This window comes from Cytobacillus sp. Bac17, assembly GCF_024519925.1.
Classification (GTDB): domain Bacteria; phylum Bacillota; class Bacilli; order Bacillales; family Cytobacillaceae; genus Cytobacillus; species Cytobacillus pseudoceanisediminis.
The window spans coordinates 1-19,958 of sequence record NZ_JALJRC010000009.1 but is presented as its reverse complement, the minus strand read 5'-3'; the positions used below and the strand labels follow the sequence as shown (position 1 = coordinate 19,958).

Here is a 19,958-nt window from a genome sequence, read left to right as displayed (position 1 = left end):
CACAGAGAAGGCTTTTTCATTAAGATAGGAAATAAACCAGCGGTCCAACAATAAAACAATAAATCGCAAAATACTTCAGGTTTCCTTTAGCCATAATATTCATAAACCATTTTAAAGAGAAGTAAGATGCAACTAGTGAAGCAACAAAGGCAATTGTATAGGGAATCGCATATTCAGATAAATTGGGATCCGTAAAAATGTCATTAAAACCAAGAATCATTCCGCCGGCGCTTACCGGGATATATAAAAGGAAAGAGAACCTTAGAGCTGTTTCCTGTTTCATCCCCAGCCCCATTGCCGCTACAATAGTGGCACCGGAACGGCTGATTCCCGGTATCAGGGCAACTGCCTGTGCAAGTCCTACAATAATTGCATCCTTATAAGATAATTCAGCATCATTTTTCCGTCCGCGTAAATTGCGGATCAGCCACAGTGCAAGTCCTGTCACGATAAGAGTAATCCCAACTGTTTTTATATTTGCAAGGTGCATATCGATAAAATCCTCGAGCAAAATGCCGATGACACCTGCAGGAATGGTTCCAATAATCAAGTAAATGATAAATCGAAAGTCTGATTCCGCCTGTTTATCTTTGGTTGTAATGTATGCAAGGCCGTTTCGGATGAGTCTCATAATATCTTCCCTGTATATAAGCAGCACAGCTAATAATGAGGCTGTATTTACAAGGAGGGCAAAGCTAAGGCCTTTGATGTCAAGCCCGAAAAAATGCTGGGCAATCTCCAGATGCCCGCTCGATGAAATGGGAATAGGCTCTGTAAATCCCTGAAATAATCCCAAAAACAAGTATTTAAGCAATGTTAGAAAATCAGTCACAAGTAAATCCTCCATAATCAAATCTCATACCACCCATTTAACTATAAAAAAGGCATCAGAGTAAAGTGATATCCTTTTCATTGCTTTTGTGCGATGCCAATAGTTTCCCTCATGAGAGATGCAAGAGTGGAAATAATAATAAGTGATTTACGATTAAAGGAGGTATTCAGCATGGGGCAAAACAGACAATTCAAGCCTGGCCAGAAAGCGCCTAATAATGGAATTTATATAGAAATTGGCGAAACGGGAAGTAACGTCAATAATCCTCAAATGCTTAAAATGAGAGCTGGGGATCAATTTCCGGAAACATCCAATCATAACCGGCTTTGGACGTATAAAAGAAAGCCTTGATTTTGATTAATGATAAAGAAGATGGGGAAATAGTATAAACAAAGTAGCCATCCCAATTGCGGATGGCTTTTTAGACTGAGAATAAACTGCTGGAAACTTTACATATGAAAAGATTGGATTATAATAAAATTAAAGGTCAAAAAAGGTCAAATAGGAGGTTGCACAGTGGATTTAAATCGGATGACAGAGCGGCTTCAGGAAGGGTTATTAAATGCACAGTCCATAGCAATACGCGAGCAGCATCAGGAAGTGGATGAAGCACATTTATTCCTGGCTTTAACGGGACAGGAAAACAGCCTGATATCATTATTACTGTCAAAAATGCAGATTCCGGCTAATTCTTTTAATAATAAAATGAAGGAAGCACTGAGGAAAAAACCGCAGGTGTCCGGTTCAGGAATGGATCAAGGAAAATTGTATATATCCGGTAAACTGCAGCGGCTGCTGGCGGAAGCAGAAAATTATATGAAGATCTATCAGGATGAATTCATGTCAGTTGAGCATGTTTTCATGGCTGCTGCAGCAGCGGAAACCGAAACGGCAGCAGTTTTAAAGGCTTACGGAATCAATAAAGAAAAAGTGGAGCAGGCGATTAAGGAGATTAGGGGGAATCAGAGGGTGACATCGCAAAATCCGGAATCAACATATGAGGCTTTAAAAAAATATGGAAGAGATCTTGTTGCAGAGGTGAAACAGGGGAAAGTTGATCCTGTAATTGGCCGGGATAGTGAAATCAGGCATGTCATTCGCATCCTTTCAAGGAAAACCAAAAATAATCCAGTTTTAATAGGCGAACCTGGGGTAGGAAAGACAGCTATTGTCGAAGGATTGGCACAAAGAATAGTACGTAAAGATGTGCCTGAGGGCCTTAAGGATAAAACCATTTTTGCCCTTGATATGAGCGCTTTAATTGCTGGAGCCAAATTCCGGGGGGAATTCGAGGAAAGACTGAAAGCTGTATTAAATGAGGTTAAGAAAAGCGAAGGCAGAATTCTTCTTTTTATTGATGAACTTCATACCATTGTTGGAGCGGGCAAGACAGAAGGAGCAATGGATGCAGGGAATATGCTGAAGCCTATGCTTGCAAGAGGTGAATTGCACTGTATAGGAGCTACCACTCTTGAGGAACACCGCAAATATATCGAAAAGGATCCAGCCCTGGAACGGCGTTTTCAGCAGGTATTAGTGCAGGAGCCGGATGTAGAGGATACAATCTCAATTCTCAGAGGGCTGAAGGAGCGCTTTGAAATCCATCATGGAGTCAATATCCACGATCGGGCTATAGTGGCTGCCGCAACCTTGTCAGACAGATATATTACTGACCGGTTCCTTCCTGATAAAGCGATTGACCTGGTTGACGAAGCTTGTGCCATGATCAGGACGGAAATCGATTCAATGCCATCGGAGTTGGATGAAGTTACAAGAAGAGTCATGCAGCTTGAGATAGAAGAAGCAGCTTTACGAAAAGAGAGTGATGAAGGAAGCAAGCAGAGGCTTGCAGACCTGCAAAAGGAACTGGCTGAATTAAAAGACCAGGCTAACAGCATGAAAGCAAAATGGCAGCTTGAAAAAGAAGGAATCCAGAAAGTTCAGGAAAAACGGGAGCAGCTTGAGAAAATACGCCGTGAACTGGAAGAAGCAGAAAATAATTATGACTTGAATAAAGCTGCAGAACTGCGCCATGGAAGAATCCCTTCTTTGGAAAGGGAGTTGAAAGATCTTGAAAGTGCTGTTAACGAGAATCAAGGGGAAAGGCTGCTGAGAGAGGAAGTAACAGAAGAAGAAATTGCCGGCATTGTGGCAAGGTGGACAGGTATTCCAGTAGTTAAACTTGTTGAAGGAGAACGCGAAAAGCTGCTTCGTCTTGAAAGCATTCTTCACGAAAGAGTGATTGGCCAGGATGAAGCTGTCCAGCTTGTGTCAGATGCTGTCCTTAGGGCAAGGGCAGGAATTAAAGATCCTAACCGCCCTATTGGCTCCTTCATCTTCCTGGGCCCTACTGGGGTAGGAAAGACAGAATTGGCAAAGGCACTTGCACAGTCACTATTCGATAGTGAAGAACAAATAATCCGAATTGATATGTCCGAATATATGGAAAAACATGCTGTATCAAGATTGATTGGTGCTCCTCCGGGGTATGTAGGATATGAGGAAGGCGGTCAGCTGACAGAAGCTGTCAGAAGGAAGCCATACTCAGTAATCCTGCTTGATGAAATTGAAAAAGCCCATCCTGAAGTATTCAATATCCTTCTGCAGATGCTTGATGATGGAAGAATCACTGACTCACAGGGCCGTACGGTTGATTTTAAAAATACGGTTATCATTATGACTTCCAATATCGGCTCCCATTTTCTTTTGGAACGTTCTTCTGGTGAAGAAGATATATCTGAAGAAACAAGAGAAACTGTCCTTGGACAGCTGCGGAGCCATTTCCGTCCAGAGTTTCTGAACAGAGTGGACGAAATTATTCTGTTTAAGCCTTTGGTTCTTAATGAAATAAAGAGTATCGTTTTAAAATTAATTACTCAGCTTCAAGCAAGATTATCCGATCAGCATATTAAGTTGAGTATAAATGATAATGCCAAAGAATATATTGCAGAAAACGGATTTGATCCCGTCTATGGAGCCAGGCCGCTCAAGCGCTTTATCCAAAGGAACGTTGAAACAGCACTCGCCCGCAAAATAATCGCAGGTGAAATTAAGGATTACAGTGAAGTTGTCATATCCGCAGATAACGGCAAAATGGAACTGCTGGTAAAATAGGGAACAAATGAAAAGAATCATCCTGAATCAATCAGGATGACTCTTTTCATTTCCTGCATAAGCAGCAGATTAATGAAGTCCTTCTTTCTCAACAGGACCTTCAGGAATGATGGAAGCGACAACAAAAATTAAAACACTTGTCCCAACCGCCAGAATGGAGCCGGTTACAAAATCGTATGGCGCTCCTAGCATTGAAGAAACTACGTACGTTAACATTTGAACAAGAAGGAAAGTCCAGAAGAATGTCCAAAAGAATCTCATCTATTTCACCTCTAACATAATTAATCCCTTTTCATATTAGCATAAGCTATTAAAGAAATAAATTTATTTTTACATCCTATACATGTACTTTTCAACTCTCTGATTGGATACAGCCTGCTTCATATTGAACTTGTCTAAAACTAGGCAAATCCCCCATTCATTTTAATTTTACTCACATACATTATTATGAACAAACTTGCAAAGGAGTTTTACTATGGAAAGCCGGAACTTCCAGCTGGATACAGAATGGTGCATGATTCATTACCCAGATAAACCTAGTGGTTTCGGTATCCTGATTATTGGGGATGATCGGCACTTTGTTGACAGAAACTGCAGTTTTTGGACTCAAAATGAAGGGAAATATTCATTAATTAAGAAGCTCAGGGAAGATGGCTATACGATTTTTTATTCAAATCTTTACGGGAGGCACTGGGGGAACGACCAGGCTGTTGATAAGGCTAAATGCTTGTATGAACATATTCTGCGAACGGAAATTATTAACGAAAAGATCCATATTATTGCTGAGGGCATGGGAGCATTGGTAGCCCTTAGATTATTGCATGAAATGAGCGATTTAATCCGTTCAGCTGTATTAATCAATCCCATCCTTTCACTAAAGCACCATCTCGAGCAGGAAAAAGAGCATAAGTTTTTTTACAAGAAACTATTAAAAGAACTGGCAGTTTCATATGAAATAGAATCGGATAAAATAGCGGATCTGCTCAGCAGGCATGAAAAAAACCTTACAACGGGCCTTAAAGTGCCAGTCAGAATCATTCAGGTACTGGCGGGCGGAAGAGCTTACAAGCAATCAGATTATTTAAAGAAACGATCAATACAATGGGAAAATGAAAATAGCCCTATCTCTGTGTTTTATACCCTTCCAGATAAAAAACAGCGAATGTCTTCTCAAATGACTAACTTCTTTAGAAAATATGAAAAAGTTCTATAAAAACAGCTGCCATTCCGCAAAGAAATAAAGACAATCCCTGAAGCATAGTATACATTAATATGCTTCTAAGGAGGACTGAAAATGGACAGGGCAGTAATAGTAGGGACGTTTGAATTTATAGGATTCAGTCTGTGCAAGCACCTGCTTGAACAGGGCTGTGAGATAGATGGAATTCATTATAATAAGGAAAAAGAAGATGCTTTAATCAACGAAAAACGCCTGGCAATCGGACGGAATGCCAACTTCTATGAAAAAAACTATTCATCATGGATTAATTCTAAAAGAGAAATAGTAAAAAATGATGTAATTTTTATAGATATATACGATTTATATATAAAGAATGAGCTTGCCTCTTTAAGGGAGAAGGAGCTTATTGAGGAATTTCTTATAAAAAATTTGGATGAATTCAAGGACCTGCAAGTGAAAATTGCATTCCTTCTCCCTATTCAGTGGCTTAAAGACATCAGCAGAACACACAGCCGCTTGGAAGATGCTATTGACATCCTTAGAGAAAACAATATTTCAGTTTCATGCTTTTACCTGCCTGTTATATACGGTCCCTGGCAGCCAAAGGAATTTAGTTTTCACCAGGCTCTTGCTAATATAAAACGAGTAAAGATAAATGAAAGGGAATGGATACATGACGCTATTTTCATTGAGGATCTTATCTGTTTCTTATCGAATTGTTCAGATAAGCTTTTAGGAGAATCCTGCCTTTTAATGAGCAGCGTCACTGGGCATTGGCAAAAATGTGCAGATTACCTTTCACTTGACTATAATAATAATTGGGACAGTCCCGATCTGGCAAAAGGAAAAGTAATTGAAAAAGCGATTGTGTGTTCCGTGAAATACTCCGAAGGTCTTGAGAAGCAAAGAAGCCATATTCTTTCTATAGAGATCCCGGATGGTTTGTAAACTAGAAAAAAAACTTTTCAATTAACATACAGACAAGGTAGAATTGAATTAGTCTGGTAAAATAAACCGGTCATACCATTAGTATGAAGTGAAAGACAGAGAGGCGGAGAAAGAGGAGATGCATAAGACATTAGTGAAATTCGGGATCCTTCTTTTGTGCCTTCTTTTATTGGCCTCCTGCGGACAATCGATGTCTACAGGAAAACTTGAAAAAGCTGGATTATTAGTGCCCGATACCGTCAATGATCAGGTATGGGGGACGAAAGGCTATAAAGGCATGTTAAAGATTCAATCCCATTATAATGTGGAGGTTTATTATAAAGAGGGCATGAATTCTGAGATGGTTGTTGAAAGAGCTGTTAAAGAGTTTGATCAAAAAGGTGTAAACCTGATTTTTGGACATGGCAATGAATACGCGGCATACTTTAATAACATTTCAAAAAAATACCCTGACATTCATTTTGTCAGCTTTAATGGCGATGCCAAAAATGACAACACCACCAGCTTGAATTTTGAAGCCTATGCAATGGGATTCTTTGGCGGCATGGTTGCTGGCCATATGACGAAAACCAATAACATAGGAATACTCGCAGCTTTTGAATGGCAGCCGGAGGTAGAAGGTTTTTATCAAGGTGTAAGCGAAATTGATGAAGGTATAAACGTGCAAATCCAATATGTCGGCAACTGGGACAATGATAATAAAGCCATAGCTCTCTTGGACAAAATGATTGCCAATAAGACAGATGTTGTCTATCCAGCTGGAGATGGGTATAATGTTCCTGTCATCGAGAAACTAAAAGAGGAAGGGCTCTACGCCATCGGCTATATTTCCGACCAGGCTGATCTGGGTGAATCAGTCGTCCTGACCAGTACGGTTCAGCATGTCGATGTTTTGTATGAACTAGTGGCAAAAAAATTCAACGAAGGCGAATTGGAATCAGGAAATCTAACCTTTGATTTCGAGGATGAAGTTATTTCACTTGGGAAATTCAGCCCTGACGTCGACGAAGAATTCAAAAAAGAACTAAACGCTGCCATTGAGAATTACAAAAAAACAGGCAAACTGCCCAACGAGTAATTTTTATACATAGGAGGTACTACATGATGCAGCTAAACGAAAAAAATATGGAATTCATGCAAATCGCCATGAAATACCTGCCAGAAGCCAAACAGCAGCTTGACGAAGCAGGCATTGAACTATCCATGGAAATGATCCAGCCATTCATGAACCTATTCACCAAAGTCATGAACGAAGCCTACGAAATGGGTAAAGCGGATGCTTTGAAAGAGAGTGAGTGAACCAGCCTTTAGGCTGGTTTTTTGTTTGGGATCTTATCTCTGCGGGATTTTAATGATTGTAAAAATGACACCAAGAGGTTAGCTGAGGGAGCAAATGACTAATATAATGGCGCAATAAAGATGAAGAACAGCGCAAATAAAGTAATTAAGGCCGCAATCAGGTTTTGAGAGCACAATTAAGCCAGAGGAAACGCAAATATCATAGAAGATGGAGCAAAGGAGTAAATGAACAGCGCAATTAAAGTAAATTACGCCGCAATTAGGTCCCGAGGGCGCAAAAAAGTAAGAGGAAGACGCAAATGACTTAAATAACGGAGCAATAAAGAAAAAGAACAGCGCAATTAAAGTAAATTACGCCGCAATTAGGTCCCGAGGGCGCAAATAAGCAAGAGGAAGACGCAAAAAACCTAAATAATGATAAAAGTATTTGCGCAAATCAATAGAATAACGAAGCAATTAGATTTCGAGAGACAAAAATATTACATAACATTCAAAAATCAAAAAGGGAATTTACTTATCTATTGCGAATTTTAACTGAGAAAACTAAAGGAGGTAATGTAATGATAATGAAGCCAAGAACTATTCCAAGAAGAATTCTGCAAAATGAAGCATTATTGCGGAGACTGCCCGAATTTCATCGTAAGAGGCATGAAATTGAAAAAGATAACCGAAATCGAATTAGTGGATATAAAGGAGAAAGGCAGCTTGATTACTTTTTAGGTTTTCTTCCAAATGAATTTAAAGTATATAATGATCTCCGTTTTAAAAACCACACTGCCTTTCAAATCGATACCCTTCTAATAACTCCCTTTTTTACAGCTATTATTGAAGTGAAGAATTATACCGGTACTTTGTACTTTGAACCTCTTTCTGATCAAGTGATTCAAAAACACGCTGAAAAAGAACTGGTTATCCCTAATCCTATTTCACAGGTAAAGCGGCAAGCAGCACAGTTCATAGATTGGATGCAAAATGAAAAACTGCCAGTCGTACCTATTGAACATTTTGTAGTAATGGCTAATCCATTAACCTATATAAAAACCGAGAAGGAAAATAGAGATATTTTAAACACAGTAATCCATGCCGAGAAAATAATAGACAGGCTGCTGGAAGCCAAAAATCACTATCAAAAACAATTACTTTACCCCCATCAGATAAAAGAAATTAATAAAAAACTTCTTTTAAAACATACCCCATCCAATAAGAAAATTCTCGAAATATATGGAATAGCGGAGAAAGAATTAATTCGAGGGGTTCAGTGTAACTCTTGCAACTCCTTTAATATTATAAGGAGAAATCGGAAGTGGCATTGCTCTATATGTCAAAATATATCCAACACTGCTCATCGACAAGCTATCTATGACTATTTCCTTCTTATTAACGATCAAATATCGAATACGGATTGCCGCGAGTTCCTCAATATTAAATCCAGGCACATGACCTATAAATTTTTATCTTCAATGAATCTCAAAAACAAAGGTGTCACAAAGTCCAGGGTTTATATAGAAAATAATCCAGAATAGCCCCCTGCCCCTACTTCTTCAAAAACATCTCCAGCAAAGGCCCTGCTTTTTTCAGCAATGGCTTTAACTGATGAGCAGAAGTCATGAGTGTATCAATGTTGCCCATTAGTTCCTCAAAGTTGATGTTATTCAGGATATTTTTTCCGTTTTCATTAGGGGGATCTTCCTTTTCATCGCTTTTTCTGCTTCTTCCGCCAAGCAGCCATTCATCGGCTTCATGTGCATTACTGCTCCTGTCCCCAAAAAGCCAGTCACCTTTTCCCTGAGCTTCTTCACTTTTTTCGAATTCTTTTTCAACTTCATCTGACTCATGTCTTCTTACTCTATCACCAAAAAGAAAATGGCTTAAAGGGTCTTCTGTATTTTTTTTGACTTTATCATCCTTATCAAACATATGTCATTCTCCTCCTTTCAGATGCCTATACAACAGCATATGAAGAAAAGTTAACTGGGTATAGACATTTGTGCAGTAATAAGTAAAGGACGGTAAAAAGTGTTGCGTTATTATATATACTTTTGATAAAATTAGTACCAAGTCATAATAATTGATAATAATATTAAAATAGAGAATGCTTATGGGTTTGTAAATATGAAAGGGAGTGGGACTCCATGAATGCTGGTATTATAGGAATCGGAAGATATCTTCCTGAAAAAGTGGTAACAAATGCAGATTTGGAGAAAATAGTTGATACTTCTGATGAATGGATTCGGACCAGGACTGGAATTGAGGAAAGAAGAATAGCGGACGATAGCATAGATACATCTGATATGGCCTATGAGTCAGCACTTAAAGCCTTGGAAAATGCAGGCATTGAAGCAGAGGATTTAGATCTTATTTTAGTTGCAACGGTTACACCGGATCATCCATTTCCATCTGTTGCATGCATGCTTCAGGAACGATTAAAAGCAAGCAAGGCGGCGGCAATGGATATTAGCGCTGCATGTGCAGGTTTTATGTATGGTATCATAACGGCAAAACAGTTTATTGAAACAGGGACATACAAACATGTATTAGTAGTAGGTGTTGAAAAGCTTTCAAAAGTTACAGACTGGAATGATCGTAATACAGCCGTATTATTTGGAGACGGAGCAGGTGCAGCTGTAATCGGGCCAGTCTCAGATGGCAGAGGAATATTATCCTTTGAATTAGGTGCAGATGGTACAGGAGCAAAACACCTATATCAGGATGAATATATCATTATGAATGGACGCGAAGTGTTCAAATTTGCGGTTCGCCAAATGGGTGAAAGCTGCATCAACGTACTTGATAAGGCTGGATTATCCAAAGAAGATGTAGATTTCCTAATTCCTCATCAGGCGAATATCCGCATTATGGAAGCTTCCCGCCAAAGATTGGAACTCCCGGTTGAGAAGATGTCGAAAACAGTGGATAAATACGGAAATACTTCTGCCTCATCTATTCCAATTGCATTGGTGGAAGAACTGGAAGCGGGTAAAATTAAAGATGATGATTTGCTCGTGATGGTCGGCTTCGGCGGAGGGCTAACTTGGGGAGCCATTGCGATGAGATGGGGAAGATAAGATACCTCATTTTAAATATGATGATAATTTAAAAGGAGCTGCATCAAAATGAATAAAAGAAGAGTTGTCGTTACAGGCATCGGAGCTGTAACACCGCTTGGAAATAATACAGAGACGACATGGAACAATATTAAATCAGGGGTTTCGGGTGTTGGTCCTCTGACTAGATTAAATGCAGATGAATATCCGGCTAAGGTAGCTGCTGAGGTAAAGGATTTCAATCCCGAAGAATATATTGACAAAAAAGATGCCAGAAAAATGGACCGCTTCACACACTATGCTGTTGCTTCAGCCTTTATGGCTGTAAAGGATGCGAACCTTCAGATCACAGATGAAAATGCGCATCGGATCGGTGTTTGGATTGGTTCAGGCATTGGCGGTATGGAAACTTTTGAAAATCAATATGAGACATTTATGAAACGCGGGTACAGAAGGGTGAGCCCCTTCTTCGTTCCAATGATGATTCCGGATATGGCAACGGGTCAGGTCTCCATTTACTTAGGGGCGAAAGGGTTTAACTCTTGCACTGTAACTGCATGTGCCACTGGTACAAACTCAATTGGCGATGCCTTTAAGGTTATTCAGCGCGGCGATGCCGATGCGATGATCTCCGGGGGAGCAGAAGCGCCAATCACAAAAATGTCTGTGGCTGGATTTTGTGCCAACACTGCGCTTTCAACCAATCCAGATCCAAAAACAGCAAGCCGTCCATTTGATCAAAATCGTGATGGATTTGTTATTGGAGAAGGTGCAGGGATTGTCGTACTTGAAGAATTGGAGCATGCACTTGCCCGCGGCGCAAAAATTTATGCTGAAATCGTCGGTTATGGCGCTACCGGGGATGCTTATCATATCACTGCACCTGCTCCAGGCGGAGAAGGCGGAGCAAGAGCCATGAAAATGGCGATTGAAGACGGCGGCTTAAAGCCGGAAGATATTGATTATATTAATGCCCATGGTACAAGTACAGATTATAATGATAAATTTGAAACATTGGCAATAAAAGAGGTGTTCGGGGAGCATGCTTATAAATTGGCAGTAAGCTCGACTAAATCCATGACGGGACATCTTCTGGGAGCTGCAGGCGGAATTGAAGCCATTTTCACAGTTCTGGCTATGAAGGAAGGGATCCTGCCGCCGACCATTAATCTTGAAAACCCGGATCCTGAATGTGATCTGGATTATGTTCCAAATAAGGCAAGGGAAAAAGAAATAACAGCTGCAATGAGCAATTCCCTTGGCTTTGGCGGCCACAATGCAACCATCGTCTTTAAAAGATATGAATAAAAACTAAACCAGAGCCGATTCAATGGAAGATGAACCTCCTTTGAATCGGCTTCTTATTTTGAAGAACAAAATGCTGCCGCATACATAAAATTTATTAACTATCGAATAAATGGAGGTGGGAAAATGGGATAGTCAAAACAGATTTATGGCTCGAAGAAAGTTTTAATGAACCGCTTAAAATATGTGAAAAACTTACAGGACCCTTTAATGATCATAACCCCAAAAAAATATACGAATACTTAATGGATTTCGGCATGTATAAACCTGACCGGTTCAGCAGGAATGATTTTAAGGAATTAAAAGAAAAAGAAACATGGAATCTAGCAGAAAAAATATACTTAAAGTATAGGAAGAAGTGGGGCGGTCCTAATATTGATGTTTATATATTCCCGTCGGCAGGAGGAGGCCCTTTTTCGCGGCATTCCGGAAAATCGGGAGTTTCATTTGCGAATATGCTCTTTCTGTTTCTTCCTTCTGATATAGAAGAGGACGAAATAGAGGCTTTATTTGTGCATGAATATCACCATGCTTGCAGAATTAACTCACAGAAAAAAACGCTTGAAGAATTTACGCTGCTAGATTCCATCATATTGGAAGGGCTTGCCGAACATGCGGTAGAAATTCACTGTGGCAAGAAATTCAGAGGATCCTGGTGCAGCAGATACTCAAAAGATGAAATCAGGAATTTCTGGGATAAATTGATTAAAACTCATCTGAAATTAAAAAAGAATGAGAGGCTTCATCAGAAGATACTGTATGGTGAAAGACCCTACCCTCCATTAATTGGTTATGCTGCTGGCTACGAAATTGTAAGGGGATTTAGAGAGAAAAAAAGTTTTTCTACAAAACTATCTTTTAGTGCGCCATCCGAATATTTTGTGGATCAAACTTTATATAAACTGGAGTCGTAATCGCTTTAAAGCCCTAAAATGTGGGCTTTTTTTTTAGTGGAGAAAAATGAATCTTAACAAATTTTAAAAAAATCTTGCAATTGTAATAACTTTGTAATAATATTTTAGACAAATAGAATGAATTAACAGAATAATTCGAAAAGGTAAGAGGTGTCCTATGAGCGCAAATCCCCGTCAACATAAAGACGCACCATTACTAGAGGTGAAGAATTTAGAAACGGCTTTTTCCATAGATGGTACATACTATAATGCAGTTGATAATGTTTCTTTTAGAGTTAAGCCTAGACAAATAGTTGGAATCGTAGGAGAGTCGGGCTGCGGTAAATCTGTAATGAGCCTCTCTGTCATGAAGCTCCTGCCTAAAGGAATTGGCCAAATCCGAAATGGAGAAATCATCTTTGACGGTATTCATTTGGAGAAGATGACAGATTCAGAGATTAATAAAATCAGGGGAAAAGACATCGCAATGATTTTCCAGGAGCCTATGACTTCTTTAAATCCTGTTTTTTCTATTGGGTTCCAGCTGCAGGAAGTATTATTCAATCATATGAAAATCTCCAAAAAAGAAGCGCGGCTTAAGAGTATCGCACTTCTAAAAAGTGTGGGAATTTCAAGGCCTGAAAAAATTGTAGATGAATATCCGCATCAGCTTTCAGGAGGTATGAGGCAAAGGGTCATGATCGCCATCGCCATTGCCTGCCAGCCGAAGCTATTGATCGCCGATGAGCCGACAACTGCTCTGGATGTTACTGTACAAGCCCAAATTCTTGAGCTTTTAAAAGAAATCCAGGAAGTCAACGATATGTCCGTCATTCTGATTACTCATGACCTGGGTGTTGTGGCCGAGATGTGTGATGAGGTCATTGTTATGTATGCAGGAAAGATAGCAGAACGGACTGATGTAGATTCCTTATTTCACAATCCAAAACATCCTTATACTCAGCTCCTGATGGGAGCTATTCCGAAAATGGATGAAGAAGTGGAAAAGCTAAGCACAATAAAAGGAATTGTGCCTTCATTAAAAAATATGCCTAAAACAGGGTGCAAATTTGCGGCGCGCTGCCCTAAGGCAATGCCTGAATGCCTGACTGTTACACCTCGATTGGCAGAAAATGAAGCAGGACATGAGGTTGCCTGTCTGCTTTACGAGACAAGCCAGCCAAAACAAGAGGTGAACGCATGATGAGTACAGAGCATAATAACACAGCTGTTTTAAAAAAGGATAAAAGCAGCAATGAAGTGCTTTTAGAGGTTAAGAACTTAAAGACTTACTATCCAATAAAAGGCGGAATCCTTAGAAAGACTGTGGCGGTCGTTAAGGCTGTCGACGATATTTCCTTTGAAATTAAGAAAGGGGAGACGCTGGGGCTGGTGGGGGAATCAGGCTGCGGAAAATCAACCGCAGGCAGAACGATCCTCAGACTTCTAGAACCAACAGACGGACAAATCATATTTGACGGACAGGATATCACAAATGTAAGAGGAACCAGTCTAAGGAAAATCCGCCAGGACTTCCAGATGGTTTTCCAGGATCCTTATGCATCATTAAATCCCACGATGATGGTTGGGCATCTTGTGTCAGAGCCCATCAGGAACTATAACAGCAAATCCGAAAAAGAACTTAAGCCGGAAGTAATGGATCTTCTTGCGAAAGTTGGGCTGCCTGAAGATGCTTACTATAAATACCCGCATGAGTTTTCCGGCGGGCAAAGACAGCGTATCGGAATCGCAAGGGCACTGGCTTTAAGACCAAAGCTCATTATTGCGGATGAGCCTGTTTCCGCCCTGGATGTATCGGTCCAATCTCAGGTATTGAATCTGCTGAAAGAGCTTCAGGATGAATTTGATCTTACTTTCTTATTTATAGCCCACGATTTGAGTGTAGTTAAACATATGAGTGACCGGATTGGGGTTATGTATCTTGGTGGCCTTGTAGAAGTCGCTGAAAAGGACAGCCTCTATGCAGAGCCTTTGCATCCTTATACTCAAGCTCTAATCTCTGCGATCCCGGAACCGGATCCGCGCAAGAAAAAGGAAAGAATTATTTTAGAGGGGGATGTGCCAAGCCCGATTGATCCTCCAAAAGGATGTACCTTCCATCCGCGCTGCGCGCATGCAATGCCGGAGTGCCAAAGTGTAAAACCGCACTTAAAGGAGGTGAAGCCTGGGCATAGAGTCGCTTGTCACTTATATAAATAAGGCTTTGTCAAAAAATATTTTTCGGGGGGAAACTAATGAAGAAATCAGCATTTTGGCTGCTATCACTTCTGCTGGTCATGTCTGTATTCCTGGCAGCATGTTCTGGCGGCGGAGAGAAAGCCAGCACTGAAAAGGAACCAAAAGATGATGGGAAAGCATCAGGAGAAGCTCAAGAGGGTGGAACAGTAACATTCGGTTACACTCAGCCATTTAAAGGTGTTTTATCTTATGCTTATTACGAGGGTGAAGATGATGTCAATGCCCTTCAGTTTATGCATGAAGGCTTGCTCAAAGTAAATGATGAGCTTATATCTGAACCGAATCTGGCAGATTATGAGTTATCTGAAGACAATACTAAATTAACTTTCAAGCTTAAGCAAGGAGTTAAATGGCATGATGGTGAAGAATTAACAGCAGAAGATATGGAATTTGCATGGTATTTAATTGCTGATCCAACTTATGAAGGTGCACGTTTTGCTAACGTAGCAATGATCAAAGGTGCTCAAGAATATAAAGACGGAAAAGCTGAGTCAATTGAAGGGATCAAGGTAGTTGATGATTATACAATTGAAGTGACAGTAACTGAGCCTTCTGTTAACTTATTGGAAAATATTTGGGTTTATCCTGAGCCAAAGCACCATTACGGGGATATTTCTTCTAAAGAGCTTCCGGACTCAGATCAAATCCGTAAAACTCCAATCGGTGTAGGGCCTTTTAAAGTGAAAAACATCGTACCTGGTGAAATGATTGAATTTGAGCGTTTTGATGATTACTGGCAAGGACCAGCTAAATTGGATGGTGTAGTTTACAAAATTATTGATGGTTCTCTTGCGCAAGGTTTAGTGCAAAACGGAGAAATCGATGTTATTGAAGCTCCAAAAGATCAGTGGGAAGCTATTAAAGCTCTTGACAATGTAAATCCAGTAGAAGCAGATGCCATGTCTTACAGCTATATCGCTTTTGACTGGGGTCATTATGACACTAAAAAAGGTGTAGTAGTTTCTGATAACAAGAAATTCCAGAACAAATCCCTTCGCCATGCCATGGCACACGCAATTGACCGTCAGGCATTTATCGATGGCTTTGCAAACGGATTAGGAAAACCATTAAACACTCCTTTCCCATCAGTATCTTGGGCAAAAATTGATGATTCAGAACTCAATCAGTATGAGTATGATCCAGAGAAAGCAAAGAAATTACTTGACGAAGCAGGCTATGTAGATAAAGACGGCGACGGCTTCCGTGAAGATCCAGAAGGCAAGCCATTTACAATTAATTTTGATGCAATGGCAGGCGCTGAAACTTCAGAAGCACGTGCTCAATTCATCCTTCAATCCTGGCAGGAAGTTGGCTTAAATGCTAAGCTAAACGGCGGTTCATTAAAAGATTTCAACCTATTCTATGACACTATTGAAGCAGATGACCCATCTGTTGAAACATTCATGGGTGCTTGGGGACTTGCTAATGATCCAGATCCAGCTGGAATCTGGTTATCCACTGACAAGTGGAACATGTGGAGATGGTACAGTGAAAAGTCTGATGAGCTAATCAAGAAAGGGGTAACTTTCCCTGAAGATGCTAGTAAAGATGTAACTGAACACCGTCAGGAAGTCTACAACGAATGGCAAAAGCTTGTTAACGAAGAATTGCCGATCATTTTCTTCGAGCAGCGTGTAGATCCATGGGCGATCAACAAGCGTGTTGGCGGAGTGAAAGTAACTCCATTTGGAACTGATGAGTTCCACAAGTGGCACATTGTAGAGTAATAGGATAAAAGGAACCTGTATTCCTTGGGGGGATTTTGTTCTCCCAAGGAATACAAGTTTAACCAGCGAATAAATTTTTGTTTGGTAAGGGGAATGGAAATGCTACAGTACACAATTCGACGACTCATAGGTATGATTCCAATAATTTTCCTTATCTCAGTAGTGGTTTTCACCCTCGCAAAGCTTATGCCTGGTGATGCCCTATCTGGAAAAATTGACCCATTAAACTCAGATCCGGAGTATATTGAAGAAATGCGTGAGCAGATGGGATTGAATGATCCTATTCCTGTGCAGTATGTCCGCTGGATGAGTGGTGTGGTCCAAGGAGATTTTGGAGATTCATTTGTTCATAAGCGCCCGGTTATGGAATTAATTGGTGACCGTTTGCCGAACACGATCATTTTAGGAATATCAGCTCTTTTAATTACTTATTTATTAGCCTTTTTAATGGGAAGATACTCTGGGCGATTTGCCTATAGCATGGGAGATTATTTAATATCAGCCTTTAACTATCTAGCACTTGCAATTCCCAGCTTTGTTGCAGCTTTGGTTGCCATTTATATTTTTGCCATCAATCTTGGATGGGTTCCAGCCAGTGGAAGTATCGGCAGCGGGGTAGAAGCGGGAACACTGGAATATTACTTAAGTAAAGCAAAACATACAGTATTGCCGGCTATTGTCCTGGGAGCCATGGCTACAGCCGCTTACACACAGTTCTTGAGAAATGATATGATCGAAAGCTCTCGCAAGGATTATGTTCGTACAGCAAGAGCTAAAGGTACGAAAGAATCTGCGATTTATAATAAGCACATTCTAAGAAACTCAATCATACCTATTGTTACATTACTTGGATTCGATATTGCCAATCTTTTTGGAGGGGCAATTATCACAGAAACCATTTTCACATACCCTGGCATCGGTTATTTATTCGTAGAATCAGTTAATGCACGTGATTATTCTGTCATGATGGCCATTGCCATGATGCTGACTATTTTGACCCTGATTGGAAATTTAGTTGCAGATTTACTATATGGTCTAGTAGATCCGCGTATTCGTTTAAGTTAGGTAGGTGGGAGTATGGAACCATCAATATCACAGCAAACTTCGCCAGGTTTAGCAGAACCTGTTAAACCTCCGAAGAGTCAATCACCATGGGCTCTCGCCCGCCGCAAGTTTTTGCGCAATAAAGTAGCAATGGTCAGTCTGGTCTTCCTGCTGCTGGTCTGTGCAATGTCCATATTGGCTGAGCCGCTAACTATGCCAGTTGAGGAGACAGCTAAGATCAATTTAACACAAATGAGTAAAGAACCATCTGCTGAACACTACTTTGGCACTGACAAGTCAGGCAGAGACGTCTTTGCCAGAACTCTGCACGGCGGCAAGACTTCACTCTTGCTTGCATTCTCTATCACGCTAGCTGTTATTACTATTGGTACTCTTGTTGGTGCTACTGCGGGGTATTTTGGCGGCTGGGTCGATAATGCCCTAATGAGATTTACAGACTTTATGATGAACTTCCCATTCCTGCTATTTGTTATCGTATTAAAATCAATTTTTATCGAATCAAGTACAGGAACCCTTATATTCGTAATAAGTGTACTCAGCTGGACAGGAACTGCCCGTCTTGTGCGAAGCAAGGTCATGGCTGAGAAGGAAAATGAATATATTATGAGTGCGGTTTCCATCGGATGCTCTGCACCAAAGACCATTTTTAAACACTTGCTGCCGAATGTAATGTCAACCATTATCGTTCAGGCGACCATTACACTGGCAGCGATGATTGTAGCTGAAACAGGCCTAAGCTTCTTGGGATTCGGTGTTCCGATCAACATTCCTACGTGGGGGAATATGCTCCAGGAAGCAAGAAGTCCGGATGTTTTAACCAGTAAGTGGTGGATATGGATTCCGCCAGCAGCGGTTTTAACATTTACAATCCTATCGATCAACTTCATTGGAGAAGGCTTAAAAGATGCCTTCAATCCTAAATCCAACAGATAGTTAAGAAACGCCTATTTCAGGCGTTTTTTTGTTTTTTTCAGGCTAATAGCTTGTACATATCCGAACAGCTTCCTTCATATACATGTAAAAAAAGACTGGGAGTGAGTTTATGGCAGCATTAAGACCTTTTGGGACTCACGCATATAGTAAAGAAAATGTTATTTAGGGCATTTTGGCTTTTAACTGGTTTTGGGATTTCTGTTTCAGGAGGAGTCAGTGTAATAGGGTATTTAAATTTGCTTACAACTGGACATACCTTCAAAGAATATCTCTATTTTATTATCTCGCGTCCAGAATGTTATTTGCTTCCGATAGGTATCATTATTATAACTTTAAGCATATATTTTCCTTATTCAAGTGTGAATGAATAAAGCGAAGGTATTTATTCAGCAATGTCATTACAAAATTTATTACAAAAAATGGATTGCGAGTGCAATATAGGAATAAATTTACGGCCTACTGCCCATACTGAGTGACAAATAGTTTGTTGAAGTGGGGGTTGAAAAATGTTGTATCTTCATGATGTTTGGGTGAATTGGTTTGAAGGAGAGGAGAATGGATACAATGTATGCCATTTTCATGAATGGAGAAAAGATGATGGCGTAGAACTGCTTGATCAGGTTCCGCTGTTAAAGATTGACCCGGTTCTTTTTAATTATATTGAAAATGATCTTTCTGAGCTGCCACAACAACTGCTAGATGATATTTATCAAAAAGCTTACTTAAGGAAAAATCATGAACGCATTCAATTGGAGTATTGTTTTGTTGTTTCAGACGGGACAGGCATATTGGCAGTCGATACGATCGGCTACAATATCCCTATCAGAAAAAGCAGACTTATCCCGCGGCAGGAGCAGCTGGCATATGAAATGCTTGAAAATCAGGAAACGGCAGCCTATTCGTTTAATGATCAAACAGCATTAAAGGAATTTCATATCCTTTCTCCATCTCCGGATTTGATGGCAGGCCTGACGAGAAAAGAAAGACAGCTTAAACAGCTGCTGTTTATGGCGCTGGATCAGCTTCACTCTTCCAAAAATGATGCTGAGATCCGTTATTGGTATACGGAGTGGAGCCCGGAACGCTATTCGAAAATACAGTCAATGAACTTTGAAGAGGCATGGTATGAACTTTACGATGAAAGTAAATACGGCTGGTCAGGTAAACACGAGAAGTTTTGTGAAAATTTAATTAAAGGACAGCCGTTTTTTGAGAAGATGTGGGAAATGGAGCATGGTCCAAAAGTGAATTAGAAAAAATAAAAAAACAGCCAAAAGGCTGTTTCAGACTGTCGACAAACTCGATGAAAATCGTGCTTGTCTGCAGTCTTTTTTATTTTAAAATAGAAGTAATACAATG

Annotated in this window: 20 protein-coding genes; 17 read left to right on the top strand and 3 right to left on the bottom strand. The window is 40.2% G+C overall.

All coding sequences use genetic code 11. From position 1 onward, the window contains the following. Positions 1-19: 19 nt before the first annotated feature. Complete coding sequence (locus tag NR125_RS12815) at positions 20-832, bottom strand: undecaprenyl-diphosphate phosphatase (RefSeq protein ID WP_372675459.1); 813 nt, start codon at positions 830-832, stop codon at positions 20-22. A gap of 171 nt (positions 833-1,003) precedes the next feature. On the opposite strand from NR125_RS12815, the gene NR125_RS12810 reads away from it, so the two are divergent. Continuing rightward, the gene (locus NR125_RS12810) at positions 1,004-1,183 is read left to right on the top strand and encodes a YjzC family protein (protein ID WP_009331234.1); all 180 of its coding nucleotides are present in this window, start codon (positions 1,004-1,006) and stop codon (positions 1,181-1,183) included. 165 nt (positions 1,184-1,348) lie between these two features. Continuing rightward, the gene (gene clpB, locus NR125_RS12805) at positions 1,349-3,946 is read left to right on the top strand and encodes an ATP-dependent chaperone ClpB (protein ID WP_251157090.1); all 2,598 of its coding nucleotides are present in this window, start codon (positions 1,349-1,351) and stop codon (positions 3,944-3,946) included. 69 nt (positions 3,947-4,015) lie between these two features. On the opposite strand, the gene NR125_RS12800 is transcribed toward clpB, so the two are convergent. After that, the gene (locus NR125_RS12800; protein ID WP_009331232.1) at positions 4,016-4,207 is read right to left on the bottom strand and encodes a DUF2929 family protein; all 192 of its coding nucleotides are present in this window, start codon (positions 4,205-4,207) and stop codon (positions 4,016-4,018) included. 214 nt (positions 4,208-4,421) lie between these two features. Here NR125_RS12800 and NR125_RS12795 point away from each other — a divergent pair, with 214 nt between their 5' ends. The 5 genes from NR125_RS12795 to NR125_RS12775 all read left to right on the top strand — a co-directional run bounded on the left by NR125_RS12795 (position 4,422) and on the right by NR125_RS12775 (position 8,896). Next, positions 4,422-5,159 carry a serine aminopeptidase domain-containing protein gene (locus tag NR125_RS12795; RefSeq protein WP_009331231.1) on the top strand — a complete coding sequence of 246 codons (738 nt, stop codon included), beginning with the start codon at positions 4,422-4,424 and terminating at the stop codon, positions 5,157-5,159. 81 nt (positions 5,160-5,240) lie between these two features. Then, complete coding sequence (locus tag NR125_RS12790; protein WP_071157531.1) at positions 5,241-6,074, top strand: hypothetical protein; 834 nt, start codon at positions 5,241-5,243, stop codon at positions 6,072-6,074. Between the two features lie 118 nt (positions 6,075-6,192). After that, complete coding sequence (locus NR125_RS12785) at positions 6,193-7,152, top strand: BMP family ABC transporter substrate-binding protein (protein WP_071157530.1); 960 nt, start codon at positions 6,193-6,195, stop codon at positions 7,150-7,152. 26 nt (positions 7,153-7,178) lie between these two features. Beyond that, complete coding sequence (locus NR125_RS12780) at positions 7,179-7,373, top strand: ComZ family protein (RefSeq protein WP_009331228.1); 195 nt, start codon at positions 7,179-7,181, stop codon at positions 7,371-7,373. 521 nt (positions 7,374-7,894) lie between these two features. Beyond that, the gene (locus NR125_RS12775) at positions 7,895-8,896 is read left to right on the top strand and encodes a nuclease-related domain-containing protein (protein ID WP_232292456.1); all 1,002 of its coding nucleotides are present in this window, start codon (positions 7,895-7,897) and stop codon (positions 8,894-8,896) included. Positions 8,897-8,906: 10 nt separating this feature from the next. On the opposite strand, the gene NR125_RS12770 is transcribed toward NR125_RS12775, so the two are convergent. After that, complete coding sequence (locus NR125_RS12770; protein ID WP_009331226.1) at positions 8,907-9,290, bottom strand: hypothetical protein; 384 nt, start codon at positions 9,288-9,290, stop codon at positions 8,907-8,909. A 215-nt stretch (positions 9,291-9,505) separates the two neighbouring features. On the opposite strand from NR125_RS12770, the gene NR125_RS12765 reads away from it, so the two are divergent. The 10 genes from NR125_RS12765 (at position 9,506) to NR125_RS12720 (ending at position 19,852) form a co-directional block, all read left to right on the top strand. Continuing rightward, complete coding sequence (locus NR125_RS12765; RefSeq protein WP_009331225.1) at positions 9,506-10,438, top strand: beta-ketoacyl-ACP synthase III; 933 nt, start codon at positions 9,506-9,508, stop codon at positions 10,436-10,438. A gap of 48 nt (positions 10,439-10,486) precedes the next feature. Beyond that, positions 10,487-11,725, top strand: coding sequence for a beta-ketoacyl-ACP synthase II (gene fabF / locus NR125_RS12760; protein ID WP_009331224.1), 1,239 nt, complete (start codon positions 10,487-10,489; stop codon positions 11,723-11,725). A 242-nt stretch (positions 11,726-11,967) separates the two neighbouring features. After that, entirely contained in the window at positions 11,968-12,636 is a 669-nt protein-coding gene (locus NR125_RS12755; RefSeq protein WP_009331223.1) for a DUF2268 domain-containing putative Zn-dependent protease, read from the top strand. Positions 12,637-12,793: 157 nt separating this feature from the next. Next, positions 12,794-13,819: an ABC transporter ATP-binding protein gene (locus tag NR125_RS12750; RefSeq protein ID WP_009331222.1), complete on the top strand. Its 1,026-nt coding sequence runs from the start codon at positions 12,794-12,796 to the stop codon at positions 13,817-13,819. Beyond that, positions 13,816-14,835, top strand: coding sequence for an ABC transporter ATP-binding protein (locus tag NR125_RS12745; protein ID WP_009331221.1), 1,020 nt, complete (start codon positions 13,816-13,818; stop codon positions 14,833-14,835). Before NR125_RS12750 ends, NR125_RS12745 begins: the two co-directional genes overlap by 4 nt. A 35-nt stretch (positions 14,836-14,870) precedes the next feature. Continuing rightward, complete coding sequence (opp4A, locus tag NR125_RS12740; RefSeq protein WP_192908361.1) at positions 14,871-16,601, top strand: oligopeptide ABC transporter substrate-binding protein; 1,731 nt, start codon at positions 14,871-14,873, stop codon at positions 16,599-16,601. Positions 16,602-16,700: 99 nt separating this feature from the next. After that, on the top strand, positions 16,701-17,666 hold the full coding sequence (gene opp4B / locus NR125_RS12735) for an oligopeptide ABC transporter permease (RefSeq protein ID WP_019381485.1): 966 nt from the start codon (positions 16,701-16,703) through the stop codon (positions 17,664-17,666). Positions 17,667-17,678: 12 nt separating this feature from the next. Further along, positions 17,679-18,599 (top strand): oligopeptide ABC transporter permease, encoded by a 921-nt coding sequence (opp4C, locus tag NR125_RS12730; RefSeq protein WP_009331218.1) that lies wholly within the window; start codon positions 17,679-17,681, stop codon positions 18,597-18,599. Between the two features lie 155 nt (positions 18,600-18,754). Then, positions 18,755-18,970, top strand: coding sequence for a YuzI family membrane protein (locus NR125_RS30225; protein WP_009331217.1), 216 nt, complete (start codon positions 18,755-18,757; stop codon positions 18,968-18,970). Between the two features lie 135 nt (positions 18,971-19,105). Then, the gene (locus NR125_RS12720; protein ID WP_009331216.1) at positions 19,106-19,852 is read left to right on the top strand and encodes a YjbA family protein; all 747 of its coding nucleotides are present in this window, start codon (positions 19,106-19,108) and stop codon (positions 19,850-19,852) included. Positions 19,853-19,958: the final 106 nt, after the last annotated feature.